Raw genomic sequence first — 17541 nt, 5'->3', positions numbered from 1 at the left:
TTCGATAGGATCAGCGTCCAGCAAGATTATGTCAAAATCTGCGGGAAATATGGGAAGTTAAGGCCCGCAGTCTCCAACAGGCACCCCCGCGCTGTTGCGCTGGCCCGTCCCGCCTGTTACCGGCGCGCGGTTTATATCCCACGCCATCATTGGCCTGCAGAAGAGTCGCCCACCATGTCCGACAAGATCAATCGTATCGTCCTCGCCTTTTCGGGCGGCCTCGACACCAGCGTGATCCTGAAATGGTTGCAGCAGACCTATCAGTGCGAAGTCGTCACCTTCACCGCCGATCTCGGCCAGGGCGAGGAACTGGAACCCGCCCGCGCCAAGGCCCGCCTGATGGGCGTCAAGGAAGAGCATATCTTCATCGACGACCTGCGCGAGGAATTCGTGAAGGATTATGTCTTCCCGATGATGCGCGGCAATGCGCTCTATGAAGGCCTCTATCTGCTCGGCACCTCGATCGCCCGTCCGCTGATCGCCAAGCGCCAGATCGAGATCGCCAAGATGCTGGGTGCCGACGCCGTCAGCCATGGCGCCACCGGCAAGGGCAATGATCAGGTCCGCTTTGAACTGGGCTATTACGCGCTTCAGCCCGACATCAAGGTGATCGCCCCCTGGCGCGAATGGGATCTCACCAGCCGCACCCGGCTGATCGAATTCGCCGAACAGCATCAGATTCCGATCCCGCGCGACAAGCGTGGCGAAAGCCCCTTCTCGACCGACGCGAACATGCTGCACACCAGCTCCGAGGGCAAGGTACTGGAGGATCCGTGGGAGGAAACCCCGGACTTCGTCTATTCGCGCACCGTCAACCCGGAAGACGCGCCCGACGCGCCCGAATATATCACGGTCGATTTCGAGCGTGGCGACGGCGTCGCGATCAACGGCATCGCCATGTCGCCCGCGACGCTGCTCGAAACCCTCAACGAATATGGCCGCAAGCATGGCATCGGCCGTCTCGACCTGGTCGAGAACCGCTTCGTGGGCATGAAGTCGCGCGGCATGTATGAAACGCCGGGCGGCACCATCTATCACCTGGCCCATCGCGGCATCGAACAGATCACGCTCGACCGTGGCGCTGCCCATCTGAAGGATGAGCTGGCTCCCAAATATGCCGAGCTGATCTATAACGGCTTCTGGTTCTCGCCCGAGCGCGAGATGCTCCAGGCCGCGATCGACCATAGCCAGGAAAAGGTGACCGGCACGGTCCGCCTGAAGCTGTACAAGGGCGGCGTCTATGTCGTCGGCCGCAAGTCGCCCTACACGCTCTACAGCGAGAAGGTCGTGACCTTCGAGGACGACGCCGGCGCCTATGACCAGCGCGACGCGGCGGGCTTCATCAAGCTCAATGCGCTGCGCCTGCGCCTGCTGGGTCGCCGCGACGGGCTTTGATTTCGCGCGGCACTGATGTTTCGGGGAAGGCCCCGGTCCGCACATGGGCGGGCCGGGGCCTTTCTCTTTCCTACCCGATACAAATTGCGACAAACTATTGGGTGACATGACAAAGTTGCGGGACAAGTCTTGCCGATAAGCGACGACAAGGATGGTCGACACGCCATCCACGACTGAAGTTGGAAGGAAAGACCCAATGCTCCGCAAATTCTTCACCACCGTCGCGGTCGGTTCGCTGTTCGTCGGCGGGCTGGCGGCCACCCATGTCGCCTTCGCGCAGGATGGTGGTCCAGGTCCGCGCGGCATGCGTGGCGGCCCAATGATGATGGCCGATGCCAATAAGGATGGCACCCTCACCAAGGCGGAACTGACCGCTGCGCTCGAAGCCCGCTTTGCCAAGCTTGACGCCAACAAGGATGGCAAGCTGACCAAGGAGGATCGCGACATCCGCCGTCAGCAGCGCCTGGACGAACGCTTCGCCGCGCTCGACACCGACAAGAATGGCCAGATCAGCAAGGCCGAGTTCCAGGCCGGCCACCAGCCGCGCGCCGATCGCGGCCCTGAAGCCGGCAAGCCCGGCGGCCCCGACGGCAAGCGCTGGGCCGGGCGTGGCCATGGTGGCCCGGGTCGCGGCATGATGCACGGCGGCCCCGGCTTCGGTGATGCCGACAAGGACGGCACCATGACCAAGGCGGAATTCATGGCCGGCCCGCTCGCCATGTTCGACAAGACCGACGCCAACAAGGACGGCAAGGTCACGGCCGAGGAAATGAAGGCGGCCCGCCAGGCGATGCGTGGTCCGGGGCGCGGCCATGATCGTGGTCCGGGCCGTGGCCCCGGCGCCGACCAGGCACCGCCGCCTCCGCCGCCGGCCAACTGATCGGCTGACAGCGCCGACGATCCGGAGCGGGGCTTTTCCCCCTAGCGCCCCGCTCCAGTCGATCGTCCCAAGGGGGAAGGGCGAAGGTTCCCCTGCCTTCGCCCTTCCAACCCGTCCCCCGGCATGACAGACAGGCAAAATGAGCGAACGTCCCCATCTCCTGCTCGTCGATGACGAGCGATCGATCCGCGAGCCGCTGGCCCAATATCTCTCCCGCAACGGCTTCCGCGTGACGGCGGTCGAGAATGCGGCGGAGGCGCGGCTGCGTCTGGCCGCCAATGCCATCGACCTCGTCATCCTCGACATCATGATGCCTGGCGAGGATGGCCTGTCGCTCTGTCGCCACATCCGCGAGACCAGCGAGATTCCGGTGATCCTGCTCACCGCCCGCTCCGAAGAGACCGACCGCATCGTCGGGCTGGAAATGGGGGCGGACGATTATGTGCTCAAACCCTTTTCGCCGCGCGAACTGGTCGCCCGTATCAAGGTGATCTTCCGCCGCGTCGCCACCGGCGGCCAGCGCGTCACCGCGCCTGACGGCGCCACCTATGCCTTTGCCGGCTGGTTGCTGAAGACGCAGGAACGCACCCTGGTCGATGCCGAGGGCGTCTCTCTGCCCCTCTCGACCGCCGAATATAATCTGATGATGGCCTTCGCCACCCGGCCCAATCAGGTGCTCAGCCGCGACCAGTTGCTCGACATCACCCAGGGGCGCGAGGCCAATGCCTTCGACCGGGCGATCGACAACCAGATCAGTCGCCTGCGCAAGAAGATCGAGCCCGATGCCAAGAACCCGACGCTGATCAAGACCGTCTGGGGCGGCGGCTACACTTTGTCGGCGGAGGTCCGCAAACTGTGAAGCAATTGCGCCTTTGGCCGCAAAGCCTGGTTGGACAGATCATCGTCCTGGTCGCGATCGCGCTGTTCGTGGCGCAGGCGATCAATTTCGGCCTGCTGCTGCGCGAACGCAACCGGGTCGAGCTGACCAGCCAGACCGCGCCGGTCGTCTATCGCGTCATCAACGCGCTCGATGTCCGGCCCGATCGCTGGCCGGGGCGGGACAATCGGGAACAGGGCGAGGATCGTGACCGGGATCGTCGCAATGTCGATTTTTCAACGACGCGCCCGACCCTGACCGGCAAGCCGCGCCCCGATGTCGAGGCGCGCGCCGCCGCCATGTTCGAGGATATCGGCCTCACCGTCCATGCGATCGCCGCGGCCGAGGATAGCCGCATCATGCCGCTGCGCCGCTGGGAACAGATACGCAGCCGCGCCACCGGGGAAGCGCCGCGCGACCATCGTGTCGGTCGCCTGACCCTTGCTGTCGAATATGAGCCGGGCAAATGGCTGTCGACGGAGGCGCGCATCGGCAGCCGCCCGCCACGCTTTGGCGGCTGGCTGGTCGCCCAGACGCTGATCCTCTACGTCATCGTCCTTATCCCCCTGCTCTGGATGGGGCGCCGTTTCGCCAGCCCGCTCAAGCAGCTCACCGGTTCCGCCCGCCAGTTCGCCAGGACCGGCTTGGCCGATCCGGTCGAGGAAAGCGGGCCGGGCGACGTGCGCCAGCTTACCACCGCCTTCAACGCCATGCGCGCCCGCATCATAGCCATGCTGGACGAGAAGGACCGGATGCTGGGCGCCATCGGCCATGATCTGCGCACGCCGCTCGCATCGCTGCGCGTCCGCACCGAATCGGTCGAGGATGATGGCGAGCGCGCCCGCATGTCCGAGACGATCGAGGAAATGAACCGGATGCTCGACGACATCCTCTCGCTCGCCCGCGCCGGCCGCAGCAGCGAGGCGGCGCAGAAGGTCGACCTCACCTCGCTCGCCGACGCTGTCGTGGAGGATTTCATCGAACTGGGGTCACCGGTCGACATGATCGACAGCGATCGCGCCGTCGCCTTCGTCCGCGCCCAGCAGATCCGTCGGGCTCTGCGCAACCTGATCGAAAATGCCATCGTCTATGGCGACCGCGCCCATGTCAGCGTCCAGCATCAGGACGGCATGATCCGCATCGTCGTCGCCGATGAAGGCCCCGGCATTGCCGAGGAGAAGATGGGCGAGATGATGGAGCCCTTCACCCGGCTCGAAGGCTCGCGCAACCGCGAGACCGGCGGCGCTGGCCTTGGCCTCGCGCTCGTCCGTGCAATCATGGCCGAACATGGCGGCGCGCTCCAGCTCGCCAACCGCCCCGGCGGCGGCCTCGAAGCCAGCCTCGTCCTCCCGGCCTGATATCGCCACGCCGCTGGCTGCTGGCTGCTCTTGCCGTGCGACCTGGGCGATGCTTTGCTGTGACTGTCATAATAATGTCATGGAGAGGGTCCGGATGAAGAGGACATATGGTGCCGCAGTCGCGCTGGCACTGCTGCTCGTGCCGGTATCGGCGTCTGCCGGGACGGTCACGGGCGCGCAGGTCGAACGCATTGCTCCGGATCGGCTAAAGCTCAGCTGGGCCGACGCAGGCATGGTCGATGTCTACATGGCGGATGGCGCGGACGTGCCCGTCAATAGGGCAATATTGGTGTCGCGCCTGGACGGGGATGGCACTTACGAACAAACCGTGCCGGCCGGCACGCGCCCTTATTTTCTGGTGCGCGACCATCGGAGCGGCGCGACCCTGCGCGTTTCGGAACGTCTCGTGCCGCTCGATCACGGCTCCAATTTTCGGGATGTTGGCGGCTATGTGGGCGCAGGTGGCAAGCATGTCCGCTGGGGCATGATCTATCGCTCCGGTGCGACGCCGCTGATTTCGGATGCCGATGCGAAGCTGATAGGCGGCCTGCACCTGGCCAACATGGTCGACCTGCGCTCCAGCGAGGAGCGCCAGCTTGCTCCCACGAAGATCGAGGGGGTTCCCTATCATGCCGTCGGCTATTCGATGGCGACGCTGATGGCGGCGATGCGCCCGGCGGCCAGCGGCACGGGGGCAGCGGGTACGGCCGGCAATGGCGCCGGCCTCTATTCCGCCATGCCCGAAATGCTGGCACCACAATTACGCCTGCTTTTCGGGCGGCTGCTCGCGAAGGAAGGGCCGGTCGTCTTCAACTGTTCGGCGGGACAGGATCGCACCGGCTTTGCCGCCGCCATGATCTTGTCGGCCCTCGCCGTGCCGCGCGATGTGATCATCGCAGATTATCATCTTTCCACCCAATATCGTCGACCCGAATATGAGATGGGCAAGATCGATCCCAACGCCTTTCCGGACAATGTCGCGGCCCAAATGTTCGCCCGCTATCATGCCAATCCGGCGGCGGCGAAACCGCAGATATTGAAAACGCCCGATGGCAAGCCTCTGCTCGCTTTCGCTTTTGACGCGATCGATCAGCGTTATGGCTCCGTCGATGCCTATCTGGAGAAGGTGGTTGGCCTTACCAAGGTCGACATTGCGGCACTGCGCGCCACCTATCTGGAATGACCGGGCGGGTTCGCACCGGAAAGGGGCCGCCTCGACCTTCGGGGCGGCCCCTTTCCTTAATGCTTGCCCGGCTTGGATGATGTGCCCGCCGCCGTCGGATTGATCAGCGCCGCGCCGGCCGGCAGGGCCGTGCCGCCCATATCCAGCTTCTGCATCTGTTCGCGGGCAACGCGTTGCGGATTATCCCGCTCCTTGATCGCCGCCTGGGTTTCGGCATCCTGTTCCTCGCTGTCGCTATTGTCGCTGCCGCCGCCCCGGGTCCAGCCCAGGATGATCGACATGCGCCGGTTGCGCGGGTCATAGACGTCGGTCTTCACGAAGGGCTCGCGATCGGCGACGCCTTCGATCCGGGCAAAGCGGCTGTTTGGAATGCCGGTGTCAGCCAGCGCCTTGCGCGTCGTTTCGGCGCGCGCGGACGACAGCATCCAGTTGTTCATGGTCCGCCCCGAGGCATAGGGCAGGCCATCAGTATGGCCGCGCACGATCAGCGGGTTGGGCATGGTCTGCAGCGCGTCCGACACTTCGGCGATCAGAGCCCGGGCTTCGGGGACCAACTGATCGGTACCCGACCGGAACATCGCGAAATCGGCCTCGTCGATCAGGTCGATGCGCAACCCTTCCCGGGTCTCGGTGAAGCGCACATTCTTGCGCAGATTCGCAAGGCCCTTCTTGGACATGCGGTCTTCAAGCTGCTTTTTGATCTTCTCGAATTTCTGGCGATCGGCCGCCCGCATCGCCTTGCCGCCCTGATCCTTGGTGCCAGTGGCGTCGCGCGGGATGGTGATGGCCAGATTGCCCTGGCCACCGGTAGTGGGATAATTTTCCTTCGCCATCAGGCTGTCACCGCCGAACATGCCGGTCGACCCGGCCGAATTCATCTTCAGCTCGACCAGCGTCGGGGTGAAATAATCGGCCAGCGCCTTGCGCTGCTTCTCGGTGGTCGCGCCTAGCAGCCACATCAGCAGGAAGAAGGCCATCATCGCCGTCACGAAGTCGGCATAGGCCACTTTCCAGGCGCCGCCATGATGGCCGCCATGCCCCTCGACGATGATCTTCTTGACGATGATCGGCCGGGGTTCGGGCTCGTTCGCCCCGCGCTTCTTCTCGGCCATGGCTTATTTGCCCCGCATGCCGTCAAACACTTCGGCGAAGGCCGGCTGGTTCGCATGGGTCAGGCTGGAGCGGGCGGCCTCGATCACCAGCGGTTGCGGATGTCCGTGCAGCGAGGCGATGATGATCTGCTTGACGACATGATACATGGCGCCGTCCGCCTCGATCACGCTGCGGCAGCGATTGGCGAACGGATTGACCATGCCATAGGCCAGCAACACGCCCAGGAAGGTGCCGACCAGGGCCGAACCGATCATCGCGCCCAGAATGGCGGGCGGCTGATCGATCGATCCCATGGTCTTGACCACGCCCAGCACCGCCGCGACGATGCCGAGGGCAGGGAGGGCGTCGGCCAGGCCCTGCAGATTGTCTGCAGGCTTGAGCGTTTCGTGGTGATGGGTCTTGAGGCTGTTGTCCATCACCTCCTCGACCGCATGCGGATCGAGCGTGCCGGACGATACCACCACCAGGCGCAGCGTGTCGCTGATCAGGTGGATCAGCGTCTTGTCCTTCATCAGGCGGGGATATTCGGTGAAGATGGTGGAGCTGCCCGGATCCTCGATATGGGGTTCGAGCGCCACCGGCCCTTCGACGCGCAGCGTCTTCATCAGCTTGCTGACCAGGAAGATGCAGTCGAGAAAATCCTGCTTCTTATATTGCGGTCCCTTGAACACCTTGGCGAGGCCGCCGCCCAGCGCCTTGAGATCCGCGCCTGAATTGCCGATGATGAGCGCGCCGACAGCCGCGCCACCGATGATCAGCATTTCATGCGGCAGTGCGTGCAGGACCGGGCCGATATCGCCGCCGGTGAAGATGAACCCGCCAAACACCATGACGATCAGGACGACGAGGCCGATAACTGCGAACATGGTGATCCCCGAATCTACGAGCCCCCTTGGGGCGCCAATCGCGGCGTCGAACGTGACGCCTGTCGATTGGTTAATACGACCTGGTTAGCGTCCGGTTTAGGACGTGGCCCATTTTTGCGATCACTTGATCAGATCGAACAGCGTCTGTTGATTGATCCGGGCAAAGGCCGACTGCGCGGCTTCCAACTGCAGCAACTGGGCCTTCACCGTGGAAATCACCGTGGTCAGATCTGCCGATTCCAGCGACTGGCGACGCTCATCGAGCGTCATGTCGACATCGGTCAGCCGCGTGCCGATGACATCGAGCCTGTCACTGCGCACGCCCTGCTTGGCGCGTTCGACCACGATGCGATCCTGGCCTGCCAGAATCGCATCGAGCGCACTGGCCACGTCCGTGTCCGAACCGCCCTGCACGGCATCGATGGCCTTGCCTAATATATCGTCGATCGACATCGGCGTCCCGTCGATGTCGATGCCCTCGGAAATTTCCTGCTTGGTTCCGACCACCGCCAAATTGAGGCCGCGGCTCACCGGCACCAGCACGCTCTGGCCGTCATCGAATACAGAGACGCCCTGATAGTCCTTCTGGTTGAGCAGTTCGCCGATCGTCGTGCGGATCGTCTTCAATTCTTCGGCGATTGCGGCGGCACTGGTGTCGTTCAGCGATCCGTTGCGGGCCGATGTCACCAGTTCCTGCGCGCGTGTGAGGAGATTGTTCATCTCCTCAAGGTTGGATTCAGCATTGCCTGCGCGGGTCGTGCCATAGCTGACGTTGGTCTGCCAGGCCGACTGCTGCGCCTGGGCGCGGCCAATGTCGGATACCTGGACCCAGGCCAGTGCGTCGTCGGACGGCTTGGTCAGGGTCACGCCGGTGGAGATCGCCGTCTGCCCGTCGACGATGCTCTGCGACAGTTGCTGCTGCCGACGGATTTCGGCGAGCAGGATCTTGTTGGTGATGCCTACCATGTCTCAGCCCCTTTTCCGTCAGATGATCTGCAGGATGGAATCGACGGTCTCCTTGGCGATCTGCAGCACCTTGGCGCAGCCCGAATAGGCCTGTTGCAGACGCAGCAGGTCGGCCGCTTCCATATCGAGATCGACGCCGCTCACGGCCTCGCGCGCGGCAACCGCCTGGTCGCTGCGGCTTTGCGCCGTGGTGTTCTCCGCCTTGGTTGCGGTCAGCAGATTGGCGTTGCTGGTGATTAACGTGGTCCAGCCCTGCTCGACGCTGCCCGCGCCGCGCAGGACCGACGACACCGTCAGCAGATTGCCGTTCAGCGTGCCATCGGCCGATCGCGTGGCGAGGCCCGACGGTTCGACATCCAGCGCCGTTATGCTGGCCGCCCCGCCGCCATAGGACAGCAGGGGCGCGCCGGCCGCGCCCGAATCCGTCACGCCTTGTGCGTGCCAGCTATTGACGTTGTTAACGAACTGTTCCGCCAGCGTGTCGAGGCTGGCCCGCCGTTCCGCCGTCGTATCCGCCGATGCGAAAAGGCCACCCAGCGTCCCGTTTGACGGTGCGGTGAGCGCGGTGCCATCGCTCAAGGACAGCGACAGGCGGCCGTCCGTATCCGACGCCGTGACGGCCAGCGCGGCCGCGCTGTCACCCGATACCAGTGTCTGGCCATTATAGCTGATCTCTGCCGTCTCGTGCGCGCCGAAGCCGATCGTGACATTGAGGTTGCCCGATAGCGTCTGCAGAGCGGAATCGCGGCTGTCGAGCAACTGGGCATAGGCCGATGTGCCCGGTTGTGCCCGCAGCAGGCTGTTGTTGATGTCTGCCAGCGCCGACAGCTGCTGGTTGATCGTCTGCACCGATGCCTGCGCTTCGGTGTTGATGCCGGCCGAGATATTTTCCAGGTCCGCCGCCGTCTGGCGGAAGGATTCGGCAACGCGGGAAATGCTGTCCAGCGTGGTCACGCGCAGCGAGGTATCGCTGGGGCTGGCCGCCAGCTTGTCCATGTTCTGGAACATGCCGGTCATCAACTGGCCAACGCCCGTTCCGGTATCGTTGAGCGCGGTTTCGATGTCGTTCTGCCAACGCAGACGGGCCGTCGAACTGCCTAGCGCCATCGACGTCATGCGCACCGATGCGTCCAGATAGGGATCGGTGGCGCGGTTGACGCTGGATATCTGGGTGCCGCCGAAATTTGCCTTGGAAATATACATCGACATGGTGGCGGTCGACGAACCGGATTCCACCGTCGTCACCGACCGACGGGCAAATCCGTCGGTACTGGCGTTGGCGATATTTTCCGAAACCGCCGCCATGGCGGCGCGATAGGCGCGGGTGCCCGATGCGCCGATGATGAAAAGATCGCTCATGCGCCCTCCGCCGGCGTCGGCCCGTCAGGCGCGGGGACTGATGATGGGGGCGAAAATTGCTTCAACAGCAGTTCGGCAATGCCCAGGCTACCCTTGGTCGCCATGGAATCTGCCGTGCGCGCATCGGCCATGTCGCGGAACTGGTCGCTGGCGCTGGAATCGGTGATCCCGTCGGCAAGGCTGGCCGAACGCATCGCGCCGATCATCTGGCGCAGGAAAATGGCCTCGAACTGCTGCGCGGCCTTTTCCAGCCCCGCCTTGTTCGTGGATGACGCGGTCTGGCCGCTCGTTCCGGAAACCGTCGATATCTGCATCACAACACCACCAGTTCCGCTTTCATCGCGCCAGCCTGTTTCAGCGCTTCCAGGATCGCGACCATGTCCGCCGGGGAAGCCCCGATGGCATTGACCGCCTTCACTATATCGGCCAGCGACGCCCCACCTTTAAAATTAACCATAGGTTTCTTTTCCTGGTCGATGCTGATGCTGGATGACTGCTCCACCGCAGTGCGACCCTGGCTGAAGGGTGCTGGCTGAACCACGCGGGGGCTTTCGTTGACGCTGACGGTCAATTTGCCGTGCGCGACCGCAGCCGGATGGATCCGTACCGCGCCATTGATGACCACGGTGCCGGTGCGGGCGTTGACGATGACACGGGCGGGGGCGTCGGCGGGCGTGATCTCGATATTCTCGATCATGCCCATCATCAGGATGCGTTCCTCGGCGCCCGGCGTCGCGTCGATCGCGACGGACACGGCGTCCATCGCGCGCGCGCGGCGATCGCCGAAGGTCTTGTTGATGCCGTCGGCAACCCGCAGCGCGGTGGTCAGGTCGGCTTCGGCCAGGTTGAAGGTCAGGGTCGGCGCGGTGTCGAAACCGGTGGCGACCGCACGTTCGACCGTGGCGCCTTCCGGAATGCGACCGGCCGACGGGATGTTGACCGACACCTGGCTGCCATCCGCGCCCGACACGCCCAGACCGCCGACGGCCAGATTGCCCTGTGCCATCGCATAGATTTCGTTATCGGCGCCGCGCAGCGGCGTCATGATCAAGGTACCGCCCCGCAACGACTTGGCCTTGCCCATCGCCGACACGGTGACGTCCAGCCGCTGGCCCGGCTTGGAAAAGGCCGGCAGGTCGGCGGTGACGAGTACGGCAGCCGCATTTTTGAGCGCCGGATTGACGCCGGCGGGCAGGGTGAGGCCGAAGCGCGAGACCACGCCCTTCATGCCCTGCACCGTATATTCGATGCTGTCGTCGCCGGTGCCGGCGAGGCCCACGACGATGCCATAGCCGGTGAGCTGGTTCGGGCGCACGCCCTGGAAGGTGCCCAGGTCCTTGACGCGCTCGGCATGGGCGGCGGGCGCCGCGATCAGCGCCAGCAGCGGCAGGAGGAAGCGGAACAGGCGTGTCATGGCGGTCCGGGTCTCCATCAGAAGGGACTGATCATCGAGAAGAAGCGCTGCAGCCAGCCCTGGCGGCTGGCGCGGGCGATCTCGCCCTTGCCGGTGTAGATGATCTTGGCGTCGGCCACGCGGGTCGACAGGATGCGGTTGTCCGGGCCGATATCGGCCTGGCGAACCAGTCCGCTGATCTGGATGAACTCGTCGCCGCGATTGAGCGTCAGCGCCTTCTCGCCCTTCACCAGCATCGTGCCGTTGGGATAGACCTGCGCGATCGTCACGGTGATTTCGCCGTTCAGGGCGTTGGACTGGGTTGCCGCGCCCTTGCCGGTGAAGGTGTTCTGGCCACTCATCGCCACATCGCTGGCGCTGAACAGTTTGGACAGCGGACCGGTGGTCGGCGGGTTGAGTCCGATCGAGCCGCTGCGGTTGGTATCCGCGCTGTTGCTCTTGGTGGCCTGGGTCCGCTCGACCAGGACGATCGTGATGATGTCGCCGACATTGCCGGCGCGCGCGCCGCTGGTGAGCGGCGTATAGCCGGTGGAGACCTGGAAGATCGATCCATTGGCCTGCGGCGCTGCTGGCTGGGCGATGACGGTCGGCGCATAATATTCGCGCTCGACGTCGCGCTTCTTCTTGCCCGCTTCGGCCGGCGACGCCGCCAGCGAGGCGAGGGCCAGCGCGGCGAGCGAGATGGAGATGATACGCATCTACCGCCTCACATATTCTGATTGGCGTATTGGAGCATTTCGTCCGTCGCCTTGATCATCTTGGAATTGACCTCATAGGCGCGCTGCGTCTCGATCATGTCGACCAGTTCCTCGACGACGTTGACGTTCGAGGTTTCCAGATTGCCCGACCGGATTGCGCCGCGTCCTTCCAGACCGGCCACGCCGACCTGCGGCGTGCCGCTGGCGGCGGTTTCGACCAGCAGATTGCCGCCGATCGCCTGCAGCCCGGCCGAGTTCATGAAACTGGCCAGTTCGACCTGGCCGAGCTGGGTCGGTTCGCTCTCGCCCTGCAGCGTGGCCGACACGGTGCCGTCATTGCCGACGGTGATGGAGGTCGCACCCTGGGGCACGGTGATCTGCGGGATCAGCGGCAGGCCTTCGCTGGTAACGACAGTGCCTTCGGCAGTGACGCTGAAATTGCCGGCGCGGGTATAGGCGATCGAACCGTCAGGGCGTTGCACCTGGAAGAAGCCCGCGCCCTCGATCGCCATGTCGAGAGCATTGCCGGTTTCCTGCAGCGTGCCCTGGGTGTTCATCTTGCTGGTGCCCTGCAGCGACACGCCCGAGCCCAGGTTGAGGCCAGTGGCGAACTTGTTCTCGCTGTCGGAATTGGCACCTGCGGCCACGATCTGCTGATAGGCCAGCGTCTCGAAATCGGCGCGATCACGCTTGAAGCCGGTTGTGTTGACGTTCGCCAGGTTGTTGGCGATCACGCGCATCTTCGTGTTCTGCGCGTCAAGGCCGGTGCGGGCGACATGAAGGGCGGCGTTGCTCATCGTTCAATCTCCGTGCGGCTCCCCGGGGGGATGCTCATGCGTCATTCACAGCAAGATGCGTGCCAAAATTAACCATCTAGTTTCATGAGCGATGCGCCGCCGTCATCCATCTGCTTGGCGGTGTCGATCATCTTGACCTGGGTTTCCCAGGCGCGGCTGGCTTCGATCATCTGGACCAGCGCCGCCGTGGCATTGACGTTCGATCCCTCGACCGAACCGCCGGTGACCGTCGCAAGCGGGTCGTCGGGCAAGGCGCCACCATTGACTTCGCGGAACAGGCCGTCGGTGCCCTTGGCGATGCTGGACCCGGTCGCATTGACCAGCTTCAGCTTGTCAACCTGCTGCGGATTGGCCGGATCGCCGCCCTGGGGCACGCCCCAGATGCTGCCATCCTTGGCGATCGACACGCTGTCCATCTGCGGCAGGGTGATCGGACCACCCTGGCCCAGCACGGGCAAGCCGTCGCCGGTGGTAAGCAGTCCGCTGTCGCTGACTTTGAGATCACCCCTGCGGGTATAGGCTTCCTGGCCGTCAGGCCCCTGAACGGCGAGCAGGGCGTCGCCGTTCATCGCCACGTCCAACGGATTGCCGGTTTCGGTGACCGCCCCCTGCGCCATGTCGGCGGCGATCACCTGTTCGGAGGCCTGAGCCCGGGTGTCGAAGGTGTCGCCCTTGATCCAGCGCGTCTCGGCATTGGCGATTTCGGCGCGAAAGCCGACCGTGTTGGCGTTCGCGAGATTGTTCGCGATCGACGCCTGGCGGGCCATCGCACCGCGCATCGCGGTCAGTGCCGTGTTGACGAGCCGGTCCATGGGCTATCCCTTCTACCCTGCGCCTTAGCTGCGGATGTTGACGATGGTGGTGGTCAGCGTGTTGGCTGCCTCGATCGCCTTCGAGTTCGCCTGGAAGTTGCGCTGGGCCGCGATCAGCTGGACCAACTCGTCGGTGATGTCGACGTTGGAACGTTCCAGCGAGCCGGAGTTGACCGCGCCGAACATGCCCTGGTTGGGCGTGCCGATGATCGCGTTGCCGCTTTCCACGGTCGATGTCCAATGGGCGTCGCCCTGCTGGCGCAGGCCTTCCAGGCTGTTGAACGACGCCATCGCGACCTGGCCCAGATAGACGGTCGAGCCGTCGGCATAGATGGCCGACACCAGGCCGTCCTTGCCCACGCCCACGCTGGTAAGCTGCGCGCCGTCGGCTTCGCCCTTGTAGGTGGTCGGGATCTGCAGGTCGGTAAGGTCGTTGGGCGTGGTCGAATTGGTCGGCGGGGTGGTGATCTCGCCGGTGTCCGGGTCGACCGCGAATACCTGGATGCGCGATCCGGTGGTGTCGACGGCATAGCGGTCATTGTCGACCGAGAAGGCGCCGTTGCGGGTATAGCTGACGGTGCCGTCCTCGCCCTTCACGGTGAAGAAGCCTTCGCCCGAGATCGCCAGGTCCAGCGTCTTGTCGGTGGTCTCGATCGTGCCCTGCGTGAACTGCTGGGTGATGCCCTGCACGCGCACGCCCTGGCCGGCGACCTGGTGAGTGGTCTGCATCGGCGCGGCGGCGAAAATGTCGCCGAACTGGGCCTTGCTCTTCTTGAAGGCAGTCGAGTTCACGTTGGCGACATTGTTCGAGATGGCCGACAGGTCAGCCTGGGCGCCCTTGAGGCCGGAAAGCGAAACATAAAAGGACATGGCGTAACTCCTTGGGTGAAAAGGATGAGGGAAATTACATCAGGCTCAGCGCATCGGTCGGGCTGTAGCTGCCGAGTGCGGTGATGAGTTTGGAAGACGAGCCGTCGGCGGGTGACTGGACGGCGGCAATGGTGGCCCAGGTTGCGACCTTGCTCGGGGTCGCGCCGCTGACCTTGACCTGAAGGGCGGAGGAGGAGACGGTTTCGCCCGCATCATCCTTGCCATCCCAGTAGAAGCTGACATCCCCGGCAGGCTGCGATCCCAGGTCGATGCTCTTGACGACATTGCCGTCGGCATCGACCAGGCTGACCGTGGCACCCTCGGTGGCGCTGGGCATGGTGATCTGGCCGGCATAATAGCCGCTGGCGTCGGGCACCGCGATATTGCTCTGGACCAGCATCGACTTGCCGATCCAGCTGGCGGCGTCGCCCAGGCGGGTGCCGGTCAGCTCGCTGGCGAGATTCTTCAACGACTGGTTCATCTCCGCGATGCCGGTCGACTGGGTGATGGTCGCCATCTGCGACACCATCTGGGTATTGTCGACCGGCTCGAGCGGGTCCTGATACTGCATCTGCGCGGTCAGCAGCGTCAGGAAGCTTGACTGGTCCATGGTCGCGCTGCCGGTGCCGACATTGGCATTCGGGTTGTAGACCGAAAGGCCTGCGCTATCGGTGACGGTGGACGTCGTCGTCATTTGCCGATCCTTATGGTTTCGAGCATCAGGGACTTGGCGGTGTTCAAGACCTGAACGTTATTCTGGTACATGCGGGCGGTCTCGATCATGTCGACCATCTCCGCATTGCTATCGACCGCCGCTTCCCAGACATCGCCATTGGCATCGGCCAGGGGGTGATTGGGGTCGTGGCGCTTGGTCGGCTGCGCGTCGGTGGTGACGACATTCTTGACCTTCACCGTCGACACGCCGGGGCTGTCGGTGACGGATTCGAACACCGGCTTGATCGCGCGATAGGCTTCAGCCGCGCTGCCGGTGACATTGCCGGCATTGGCCATGTTCGACGCGGTGGCGTTCAGACGGACCAGCTGCGCGCTCATGGCGCGGCCGGCGATGTCGAACACGTTCATGGGGCCTGAACCGCTCATGCTCATTCTCCCTTCAGCGCGCGGTTGATGGTGTTGATGCGGCCTTCCAGAAAGGAGAGGGTGGTGCGGTATTTCACCGCATTTTCCGCAAACAGGGTCTGTTCGGTGCTCAGTTCGACGGTGTTGCCGTCGAGACTGGGCTGCAGGGGGATGCGATAGCCCATCGCGTCGTCTGCGGCCTGGCCAACATCGGCGGCGCTGCGGTCGGTCTGGGCCGTCGCTTCCTTCAGCGCGGACTCGAAATCGATGTCGCGCGCCTTGTAATTGGGGGTCGATGCGTTCGCGATATTGGACGCGAGCAGGGACAGGCGCTGCGAGCGAAGCGCCAGCGCCTTTCCATGGATCCCGAACAAACCGTCTTCCAGCGACATTTTTCGTCAGTCCTTTTGCCCGTCCGGGCCTAAAGCTTTCGATCGTCCCGCCGTTCTGAGGCCTGATGGCATCCGATGCGGGCGATCCAGCCTGATATCCGCAAGAGCCGTGCCAATTTGCGTGGGTGACGCATAGGCAAGGCTCAAAGAAACGGAAATTCGGGGGTTTTGCGGCATTGGGCGGCAAGGGCGGCAAGAAATTGCCGGGTGGCGGCAGGAAACTGCCACAGCCGGGATTGGGCAAGACGGGAAGCGAGTGATGGTCGGGATTTTGGCGCATTTATTTGATCCGCTGACGCTCGCCGCCATGCTTGGCGGGATATTGCTGGTCGTGCTGATGCAGAATGGCCGTCATGCGGTCGGGCGTGCCTGTGCGGCATTGGGGCCGCTTTTTCGCGCTGATCCGCTGCAGGATCGGGATGCGGCCCGCGCCGCGATGTTGCAGATCGACCAGATCGCCCAGTTGCGGGGGCTGTCCTGTACCGATCGGGTCAAGGCCGATCATCCCTTTCTGACCGAAGCGGCGCGCCGGCTCGCCAATTGCGATCGCATCGACCAGTTTGAAACTTGGGCTGCCCAGTCGATTGCCGATCGCGCGCAGCGCCATGCGGGCGCCCGCAATGTCTGGCTGTCCGTTGCCGATGCCGCGCCGGCGCTGGGCATGGCCGGGACGATCATCGGCCTGGTCGGCATGTTCGCCGCCATGGATGACCCCGGCGCTTTGGGGCCGGCGATGGCGCTGGCGCTGCTCACCACCCTCTATGGCGTCGTTATCGCCAATGTGATTGCGGCGCCTGTTGCCGCACGCCTCGCGGAATTGTCCGATCGGGAACTGGCCTGGCAGCAGGAGGTGATTGCCCGCATGCTGGTGATTGCGCGTCGCGAAAATGCGCCGCTGCGCCGGGCATCGATCCGCGAGGTCGCATGACGGCGCCTGTCCTCCTGAATGCCTCGGCAGGCCGGCGCAATCGCTGGGCTGTCAGTTTTGCTGACCTGCTGCTGCTGCTGCTGGGCTTCTTTGTGTTGCTTCAGGCCAGTGGCCAGAAGCGCGACGCGCTGCTGGCCGAAGTCAGCCAGCAATTTGGCGGCCGGGCGATGCGGCAGGGTATCGAATTGCGCGCAGCTGAATTGTTCCTGCCAGGGGAGGCGCTGTTGACGCCGCAGGGCGGCGCGCGTCTGGCGACCATCGCAGGGCAGTTCGCGCGATCCAGCGGCAAAATGGAGGTGCGCAGTAGCGGCATGGACCGGTCGCATCAACGGTTTGACGAATGGGACCTGGCCGCAGCGCGGCTGGGGGCAGTCGCGCGCGCGCTCAAGGCGGCCGGCATTTCCGGCGACCGGTTGATCATCCGGGGGCTAGACCAGGCGGACAATATGGCGGGGCAGGGGCAGCTTATCCGGATCGCGGCGGGGGCAGCCGAGCGTCACTGAAGGGTTTTGGCACATATTTTGCTGGTACGTGGTCATCTAGTCCGCATTTT

The 17541-nt window shown here is 64.1% G+C and carries 20 protein-coding genes; 7 read left to right on the top strand and 13 right to left on the bottom strand.

Going from position 1 to position 17541, the window contains the following annotated elements; translation table 11 throughout:
* The first annotated feature begins 174 nt into the window (after positions 1 to 174).
* The 5 genes from PMI04_RS17360 (at position 175) to PMI04_RS17340 (ending at position 5693) form a co-directional block, all read left to right on the top strand.
* On the top strand, positions 175 to 1395 hold the full coding sequence (locus tag PMI04_RS17360) for an argininosuccinate synthase (protein ID WP_007709064.1): 1221 nt from the start codon (positions 175 to 177) through the stop codon (positions 1393 to 1395).
* Positions 1396 to 1591: 196 nt separating this feature from the next.
* Positions 1592 to 2275, top strand: coding sequence for an EF-hand domain-containing protein (locus PMI04_RS17355; protein ID WP_007709062.1), 684 nt, complete (start codon positions 1592 to 1594; stop codon positions 2273 to 2275).
* A gap of 139 nt (positions 2276 to 2414) precedes the next feature.
* Complete coding sequence (locus PMI04_RS17350) at positions 2415 to 3134, top strand: response regulator (protein ID WP_007709060.1); 720 nt, start codon at positions 2415 to 2417, stop codon at positions 3132 to 3134.
* Positions 3131 to 4510, top strand: coding sequence for an ATP-binding protein (locus PMI04_RS17345; RefSeq protein WP_283184809.1), 1380 nt, complete (start codon positions 3131 to 3133; stop codon positions 4508 to 4510). Before PMI04_RS17350 ends, PMI04_RS17345 begins: the two co-directional genes overlap by 4 nt.
* A 94-nt stretch (positions 4511 to 4604) precedes the next feature.
* The gene (locus PMI04_RS17340; protein ID WP_007713953.1) at positions 4605 to 5693 is read left to right on the top strand and encodes a tyrosine-protein phosphatase; all 1089 of its coding nucleotides are present in this window, start codon (positions 4605 to 4607) and stop codon (positions 5691 to 5693) included.
* A 56-nt stretch (positions 5694 to 5749) separates the two neighbouring features.
* On the opposite strand, the gene PMI04_RS17335 is transcribed toward PMI04_RS17340, so the two are convergent.
* The 13 genes from PMI04_RS17335 to flgB form a co-directional block, all read right to left on the bottom strand.
* Complete coding sequence (locus PMI04_RS17335) at positions 5750 to 6805, bottom strand: flagellar motor protein MotB (protein ID WP_007713954.1); 1056 nt, start codon at positions 6803 to 6805, stop codon at positions 5750 to 5752.
* Positions 6806 to 6808: 3 nt separating this feature from the next.
* The gene (motA, locus tag PMI04_RS17330) at positions 6809 to 7672 is read right to left on the bottom strand and encodes a flagellar motor stator protein MotA (protein ID WP_007713955.1); all 864 of its coding nucleotides are present in this window, start codon (positions 7670 to 7672) and stop codon (positions 6809 to 6811) included.
* A 120-nt stretch (positions 7673 to 7792) separates the two neighbouring features.
* Positions 7793 to 8638: a flagellin gene (locus PMI04_RS17325; protein WP_007713956.1), complete on the bottom strand. Its 846-nt coding sequence runs from the start codon at positions 8636 to 8638 to the stop codon at positions 7793 to 7795.
* Between the two features lie 18 nt (positions 8639 to 8656).
* Positions 8657 to 9997 (bottom strand): flagellar hook-associated protein FlgK, encoded by a 1341-nt coding sequence (gene flgK / locus PMI04_RS17320; protein WP_007713957.1) that lies wholly within the window; start codon positions 9995 to 9997, stop codon positions 8657 to 8659.
* Entirely contained in the window at positions 9994 to 10311 is a 318-nt protein-coding gene (locus PMI04_RS17315) for a rod-binding protein (RefSeq protein WP_007713958.1), read from the bottom strand. Before PMI04_RS17315 ends, flgK begins: the two co-directional genes overlap by 4 nt.
* The gene (locus PMI04_RS17310; protein WP_238535999.1) at positions 10311 to 11411 is read right to left on the bottom strand and encodes a flagellar basal body P-ring protein FlgI; all 1101 of its coding nucleotides are present in this window, start codon (positions 11409 to 11411) and stop codon (positions 10311 to 10313) included. Before PMI04_RS17310 ends, PMI04_RS17315 begins: the two co-directional genes overlap by 1 nt.
* A gap of 17 nt (positions 11412 to 11428) precedes the next feature.
* On the bottom strand, positions 11429 to 12109 hold the full coding sequence (locus PMI04_RS17305; protein WP_007713961.1) for a flagellar basal body L-ring protein FlgH: 681 nt from the start codon (positions 12107 to 12109) through the stop codon (positions 11429 to 11431).
* An 8-nt stretch (positions 12110 to 12117) separates the two neighbouring features.
* Positions 12118 to 12906 (bottom strand): flagellar basal-body rod protein FlgG, encoded by a 789-nt coding sequence (flgG, locus tag PMI04_RS17300; protein ID WP_007713969.1) that lies wholly within the window; start codon positions 12904 to 12906, stop codon positions 12118 to 12120.
* Positions 12907 to 12974: 68 nt separating this feature from the next.
* Positions 12975 to 13718 carry a flagellar basal body rod protein FlgF gene (locus PMI04_RS17295; RefSeq protein WP_007713970.1) on the bottom strand — a complete coding sequence of 248 codons (744 nt, stop codon included), beginning with the start codon at positions 13716 to 13718 and terminating at the stop codon, positions 12975 to 12977.
* A gap of 24 nt (positions 13719 to 13742) precedes the next feature.
* Positions 13743 to 14588 carry a flagellar hook-basal body complex protein gene (locus PMI04_RS17290; protein WP_007713971.1) on the bottom strand — a complete coding sequence of 282 codons (846 nt, stop codon included), beginning with the start codon at positions 14586 to 14588 and terminating at the stop codon, positions 13743 to 13745.
* 34 nt (positions 14589 to 14622) lie between these two features.
* Positions 14623 to 15282 carry a flagellar hook capping FlgD N-terminal domain-containing protein gene (locus tag PMI04_RS17285; RefSeq protein WP_007713972.1) on the bottom strand — a complete coding sequence of 220 codons (660 nt, stop codon included), beginning with the start codon at positions 15280 to 15282 and terminating at the stop codon, positions 14623 to 14625.
* Positions 15279 to 15689 (bottom strand): flagellar basal body rod protein FlgC, encoded by a 411-nt coding sequence (gene flgC, locus PMI04_RS17280; RefSeq protein WP_007713986.1) that lies wholly within the window; start codon positions 15687 to 15689, stop codon positions 15279 to 15281. The genes PMI04_RS17285 and flgC overlap by 4 nt, the downstream gene beginning before the upstream one ends.
* Positions 15690 to 15691: 2 nt before the next feature.
* On the bottom strand, positions 15692 to 16060 hold the full coding sequence (gene flgB / locus PMI04_RS17275) for a flagellar basal body rod protein FlgB (RefSeq protein ID WP_007713988.1): 369 nt from the start codon (positions 16058 to 16060) through the stop codon (positions 15692 to 15694).
* Positions 16061 to 16319: 259 nt separating this feature from the next.
* On the opposite strand from flgB, the gene PMI04_RS17270 reads away from it, so the two are divergent.
* On the top strand, positions 16320 to 16988 hold the full coding sequence (locus PMI04_RS17270; protein WP_007713990.1) for a MotA/TolQ/ExbB proton channel family protein: 669 nt from the start codon (positions 16320 to 16322) through the stop codon (positions 16986 to 16988).
* Positions 16985 to 17491, top strand: coding sequence for a flagellar motor protein MotB (locus tag PMI04_RS17265; RefSeq protein WP_007713992.1), 507 nt, complete (start codon positions 16985 to 16987; stop codon positions 17489 to 17491). The genes PMI04_RS17270 and PMI04_RS17265 overlap by 4 nt, the downstream gene beginning before the upstream one ends.
* The last annotated feature ends 50 nt before the right edge of the window (positions 17492 to 17541 follow it).

Source organism: Sphingobium sp. AP49, assembly GCF_000281715.2.
Classification (GTDB): domain Bacteria; phylum Pseudomonadota; class Alphaproteobacteria; order Sphingomonadales; family Sphingomonadaceae; genus Sphingobium.
The sequence above is the reverse complement of the archived record's forward strand: the minus strand, read 5'-3'. Positions and strand labels throughout refer to the sequence as shown.

Excerpts from the sequence above, each read along its gene's own strand:
- PMI04_RS17355 (WP_007709062.1), top strand. The coding sequence starts at position 1,592 with ATGCTCCGCAAATTCTTCACCACCGTCGCGGTCGGTTCGCTGTTCGTC.
- PMI04_RS17350 (WP_007709060.1), top strand. The coding sequence starts at position 2,415 with ATGAGCGAACGTCCCCATCTCCTGCTCGTCGATGACGAGCGATCGATC.
- flgC (WP_007713986.1), bottom strand. The coding sequence starts at position 15,689 with ATGAGCGGTTCAGGCCCCATGAACGTGTTCGACATCGCCGGCCGCGCC.
- PMI04_RS17335 (WP_007713954.1), bottom strand. The coding sequence starts at position 6,805 with ATGGCCGAGAAGAAGCGCGGGGCGAACGAGCCCGAACCCCGGCCGATC.
- PMI04_RS17290 (WP_007713971.1), bottom strand. The coding sequence starts at position 14,588 with ATGTCCTTTTATGTTTCGCTTTCCGGCCTCAAGGGCGCCCAGGCTGAC.
- PMI04_RS17325 (WP_007713956.1), bottom strand. The coding sequence starts at position 8,638 with ATGGTAGGCATCACCAACAAGATCCTGCTCGCCGAAATCCGTCGGCAG.
- PMI04_RS17295 (WP_007713970.1), bottom strand. The coding sequence starts at position 13,718 with ATGGACCGGCTCGTCAACACGGCACTGACCGCGATGCGCGGTGCGATG.
- PMI04_RS17265 (WP_007713992.1), top strand. The coding sequence starts at position 16,985 with ATGACGGCGCCTGTCCTCCTGAATGCCTCGGCAGGCCGGCGCAATCGC.
- PMI04_RS17315 (WP_007713958.1), bottom strand. The coding sequence starts at position 10,311 with ATGCAGATATCGACGGTTTCCGGAACGAGCGGCCAGACCGCGTCATCC.
- flgK (WP_007713957.1), bottom strand. The coding sequence starts at position 9,997 with ATGAGCGATCTTTTCATCATCGGCGCATCGGGCACCCGCGCCTATCGC.
- flgB (WP_007713988.1), bottom strand. The coding sequence starts at position 16,060 with ATGTCGCTGGAAGACGGTTTGTTCGGGATCCATGGAAAGGCGCTGGCG.
- motA (WP_007713955.1), bottom strand. The coding sequence starts at position 7,672 with ATGTTCGCAGTTATCGGCCTCGTCGTCCTGATCGTCATGGTGTTTGGC.
- PMI04_RS17340 (WP_007713953.1), top strand. The coding sequence starts at position 4,605 with ATGAAGAGGACATATGGTGCCGCAGTCGCGCTGGCACTGCTGCTCGTG.
- flgG (WP_007713969.1), bottom strand. The coding sequence starts at position 12,906 with ATGAGCAACGCCGCCCTTCATGTCGCCCGCACCGGCCTTGACGCGCAG.
- PMI04_RS17270 (WP_007713990.1), top strand. The coding sequence starts at position 16,320 with ATGGTCGGGATTTTGGCGCATTTATTTGATCCGCTGACGCTCGCCGCC.
- PMI04_RS17360 (WP_007709064.1), top strand. The coding sequence starts at position 175 with ATGTCCGACAAGATCAATCGTATCGTCCTCGCCTTTTCGGGCGGCCTC.
- PMI04_RS17305 (WP_007713961.1), bottom strand. The coding sequence starts at position 12,109 with ATGCGTATCATCTCCATCTCGCTCGCCGCGCTGGCCCTCGCCTCGCTG.
- PMI04_RS17310 (WP_238535999.1), bottom strand. The coding sequence starts at position 11,411 with ATGACACGCCTGTTCCGCTTCCTCCTGCCGCTGCTGGCGCTGATCGCG.
- PMI04_RS17285 (WP_007713972.1), bottom strand. The coding sequence starts at position 15,282 with ATGACGACGACGTCCACCGTCACCGATAGCGCAGGCCTTTCGGTCTAC.